General features: G+C 66.9%; 4 protein-coding genes. 3 read left to right on the forward strand and 1 reads right to left on the reverse strand.

Annotation, left to right across the window (positions count from 1 at the left end; translation table 11 throughout):
• Together cgtA and proB are read left to right on the forward strand one after the other, a co-directional pair.
• Positions 1-940 (forward strand): Obg family GTPase CgtA (gene cgtA, locus AC1D01_RS22050; RefSeq protein WP_477870067.1); only part of this gene is annotated, 940 nt, incomplete at its 5' end.
• Positions 941-945: 5 nt separating this feature from the next.
• On the forward strand, positions 946-2,064 hold the full coding sequence (gene proB, locus AC1D01_RS22055; RefSeq protein WP_477870069.1) for a glutamate 5-kinase: 1,119 nt from the start codon (positions 946-948) through the stop codon (positions 2,062-2,064).
• Between the two features lie 4 nt (positions 2,065-2,068).
• Here proB and AC1D01_RS22060 read toward each other — a convergent pair whose 3' ends face one another.
• Complete coding sequence (locus AC1D01_RS22060) at positions 2,069-2,668, reverse strand: RNA pyrophosphohydrolase (RefSeq protein ID WP_047500147.1); 600 nt, start codon at positions 2,666-2,668, stop codon at positions 2,069-2,071.
• Between the two features lie 134 nt (positions 2,669-2,802).
• Here AC1D01_RS22060 and AC1D01_RS22065 point away from each other — a divergent pair, with 134 nt between their 5' ends.
• On the forward strand, positions 2,803-4,548 hold the full coding sequence (locus AC1D01_RS22065; RefSeq protein ID WP_477870071.1) for a proline--tRNA ligase: 1,746 nt from the start codon (positions 2,803-2,805) through the stop codon (positions 4,546-4,548).
• The last annotated feature ends 8 nt before the right edge of the window (positions 4,549-4,556 follow it).

Genomic DNA, 4,556 nt, shown 5'->3' on the forward strand with positions numbered 1-4,556 from the left:
CAACCTGAACACGCTGATCGATTTCCGCTACGCCCGACGGCACGAGGCCCGCAGCGGCGAGAACGGCCGCGGGTCCGACCAGTACGGCGCCGCTGCCGAAGACATCGTGCTGCGCATGCCGATGGGCACGATCATCAGCGACACCGAAAGCGGCCAGGTGCTGGCCGAGTTGCTGGTGCCTGACGAGAAAGTGCTGCTGGTCAAGGGCGGCGACGGCGGCTTCGGCAACCTGCACTTCAAGACCAGCACCAACCGCGCACCGCGCCAGAAGACGCCCGGCTGGCCCGRCGAGCAGAAGAAGCTGAAGCTCGAACTGCGCGTGCTGGCCGATGTCGGCCTGCTCGGCATGCCGAACGCCGGCAAGTCGACGCTGATCGCCGCGATCTCGAATGCCAAGCCGAAGATCGCCGACTACCCGTTCACGACACTGCACCCGAACCTGGGCGTGGTTCGCGTGGCGCCGGAGCAGAGCTTCGTCGTGGCCGACATCCCCGGCCTGATCGAGGGCGCAGCCGAAGGTGCCGGCCTCGGCCACTACTTCCTGCGCCACCTGCAGCGCACCCACCTGCTGCTGCACCTGGTCGACATGGCGCCGTTCGACGAGGCGATCGATCCGGTCGCGCAGGCGAAGGCCATCGTCACCGAGCTGAAGAAATACGACCAGTCGCTGCATGACAAGGCGCGCTGGCTCGTCCTCAACAAGCTCGACATGGTGCCGCTCGAAGAGCGCGAGAAGCGCGTGAAGGATTTCGTCAAGCGCTTCAAGTGGAAGGGGCCGGTGTTCCAGATTTCCGCGTTGACGCGCGAAGGCTGCGAGCACCTGGTGCATGCGATCTACAAGCATGTGGCAGCGCTGAAGAACGTGGTGCCGGACGATCCCGATCCCCGCTTCGACGTGCCCGTGCAAGACCAGGGGTCCCCCGCTGCCGCCCACGAGTGACAACCATGAGTGACGCGCTGAAGAATGCCCGCCGCATCGTCGTCAAGGTCGGCTCCAGCCTCGTGACGAACGAGGGCCGGGGCGTCGATGCCGAGGCGGTCGGCAACTGGTGCCGGCAGATGGCGCACATCGCGGGCCAGGGGCGCGAGATCGTGATGGTCTCGAGCGGCGCGATCGCCGAGGGCATGAAGCGCCTCGGCTGGGCGACCCGGCCGAAGGCGGTGCACGAGCTGCAGGCCGCCGCCGCGGTCGGGCAGATGGGCCTGGCGCAGATCTACGAGACCCAGCTGCGGGCCTATGGCATGGGCAGCGCGCAGGTGCTGCTCACGCATGCCGACCTGGCCGACCGGGAGCGCTACCTGAACGCACGCTCGACGCTGCTGACGCTGCTGCGCATGCGCGTCGTGCCGGTCATCAACGAGAACGACACCGTCGTCAACGACGAGATCAAGTTCGGCGACAACGACACGCTGGGCGCGCTGGTGGCCAACCTGATCGAGGCGGACGCGCTGGTGATCCTCACCGACCAGAAGGGCCTGTACTCGGCCGATCCGCGCAAGGATGAATCAGCCACCTTCATCCACGAGGCGCAGGCCGGCACCCCGGAGCTGGAGCGCATGGCGGGCGGCGCCGGTTCGAGCCTCGGCCGCGGCGGCATGATCACCAAGATCCTGGCCGCCAAGCGGGCCGCGCGCAGTGGCGCCTCCACCGTCATCRCCTGGGGCCGCGAGCCCGACGTGCTGATACGCCTGACCCAGGGCGAGGCGATCGGCACCGCGCTCAACGCGCCGACGCAGAAGATGGCGGCCCGCAAGCAGTGGATGGCCGACCACCTGCAGCTGCGCGGCGCCGTCGTGATCGACGATGGCGCGGTCGCGAAGTTGCGCRACGAAGGCAAGAGCCTGTTGCCGATCGGGATGATCGAGGTGCACGGCGAGTTCGCGCGCGGCGACGTGATCGCGGTGCGCTCGGGCGCGGGCCTCGAGATCGCGCGCGGCCTGGCGAACTACTCGAGTTCCGAGGCGCGCCTGATCGCGCGCAAGCCGTCGAGCGAGTTCGAGCGGCTGCTCGGCTTCACAGGCGAATCGGAGATGATCCACCGCGACAACCTGGTGCTCGGCTGAAGGCTCAGCCCTTCGGGTCGCCCGGTTCGTCGTCGAACGCCTGCGGCTCGGTCGCCGGCCTCGATTCCTCGAAACCGTCGTCCCGGTGGTGCGGGCGCATGCCCGAGCGAAGGTAGCGGTTGTGGTGGTTCCCGCGCGGCAGGAAGCGGGCGAGTTCGGTCAGCGCCATCTGGTAGACATCGCGCTTGAACTCGATCACCACCTCGAGCGGCACCCAGTACTCGTTCCAGCGCCAGGCGTCGAACTCGGGGTGGTCGGTCGCGCGCAGGTTCATGTCGGTGTCGCGGCCGGTCAGCTGCAGCAGGAACCAGATCTGCTTCTGTCCGCGGTAGTGGCCGCGCGCGTCGCGGCGGATGAAATGGTCGGGTACTTCATAGCGCAGCCAGTCGCGCGTGCGCGCGATGATGCGAACATGATCCTGCGTCAGCCCCACCTCCTCGTGAAGCTCGCGGAACATCGCCTGCTCAGGCGTTTCACCGTATTTGATGCCCCCTTGCGGGAACTGCCAGGAGTGGGTCCGGATCCGTTTGCCCCAGAAAACCTGGTTCTTCGTATTGAGCAGGATGATGCCGACGTTGGGTCTGAACCCTTCTCGGTCGAGCATAATCAACCTCAAATTCCTTAGTTGAATTCATTATTGCACTGGCATGACGGGAATCAACCCCGTGGCTTTCCCTCAAGCCTTGCCGGGTGCTGTTTTCTTCAGCGTTCTTTTTCGGCGTTCTCCCCCGCATCCCCATGAAAGCCTCCCAGTTCTTCGTTTCGACCCTCAAGGAAGCTCCTGCCGACGCGGAAGTCATGAGCCACAAGCTGATGCTGCGCGCGGGGTTCATCAAGCGACTCGGTGCAGGCATCTACACCTACATGCCGATGGGGCTGCGGGTGATCCGCAAGGTGGAGGGCATCATCCGCGAGGAGATGAACCGCGCCGGCGCCGTCGAGCTGCTGATGCCGGTCGTGCAACCGGCCGAGCTGTGGCAGGAAACCGGGCGCTTCCAGAAGATGGGGCCGGAGCTGCTGCGCGTGAAGGATCGGCACGACCGCGACTTCATCATCCAGCCGACCTCCGAGGAGGTCATCACCGACATCGCGCGCCAGGAGCTGCGCAGCTACCGCGCGCTGCCGAAGAATTTCTATCACATCCAGACCAAGTTCCGCGACGAGCGCCGCCCGCGCTTCGGCGTGATGCGCGGCCGCGAGTTCACGATGAAGGACGCCTACTCCTTCGACCGCGATCTCGATTCGGCGCGCAAGAGCTACCAGGCGATGTTCGACGCCTACGTGCGCATCTTCGAGCGCCTGGGCCTGCAGTTCCGCGCGGTGGCTGCCGACACCGGCGCGATCGGCGGCGAGGTCTCGCAGGAGTTCCAGGTCATCGCCGACACCGGTGAGGACGCGCTGGTCTACTGCCCGACCTCCGATTACGCTGCCAACATCGAGCTCGCCGAGGCCCTGCCCGCGGTGGCGCAGCGCGGCGCCGCCATCGCCGCGCTGAAGCGCACGCCGACGCCCAAGGCCAGCACCTGCGCCGATGTCGCGGCGCTGCTGGGCGTGCCGCTGCAGACCACCGTGAAATCGCTGGTGCTCGCCACCGACGAGAAGAACGACGCTGGCGACCTGAAGCAGACGACGCTCTGGCTGCTGCTGGTGCGTGGCGATCATTCGCTGAACGAGGTCAAGGCCGGCAAGCTGCCCGGCTTCAAGGAAGGGTACCGCTTCGCCACCGTGTCGGAGATCGAGGACCACTTCGGCTGCAAGCCCGGCTACCTCGGCCCGATCGGCCTGCGCAAGCCGGTGAAGATCGTCGCCGACCGCACCGTCGCCAACATGAGCGACTTCATCTGCGGCGCCAACGAGCCCGACATGCACATCACCGGCGTCAACTGGGGCCGCGACCTGCCCGAGCCCGACCTGGTGGCCGACATCCGCAACGTGGTCGAGGGCGATGCATCGCCCGACGGCAAGGGCGTGCTGGCGATCCAGCGCGGCATCGAGGTCGGCCATGTGTTCCTGCTCGGCACGAACTACACGAAGGCGATGAACGCCACCTACCTCGACGAATCGGGCAAGCCGCAGCTGATGATGATGGGCTGCTACGGCATCGGCGTCACCCGCATTCTGGGCGCGGCGATCGAGCAGCGCCACGACGAGCGCGGCATGCTGTGGCCGACCGCGATCGCGCCGTTCAGCGTCGTGATCTGCCCGATCGGCTACGACCGTTCGGCCGAGGTGCAGGCCGCCGCCGACAAGCTGCACGACGAACTCGAGGCCCTCGGCATCGACGTGATGCTCGACAACCGCGGCGAGCGCCCGGGCGCGATGTTCGCCGACTGGGAACTGATCGGCGTGCCGCACCGCGTGGTGCTGTCCGACCGCGGCCTGAAGGAAGGCAAGGTCGAGTACCAGGGCCGCGCCGATGCGCAGGCGACGGCGGTCGCGGCCACCGAGGTGCTGGAGTTCATGAAGGCGAAGCTGGCGTCATGACGTGCGAG

It is taken from the genome of Rhizobacter sp. P3_B12, from assembly GCF_056402895.1.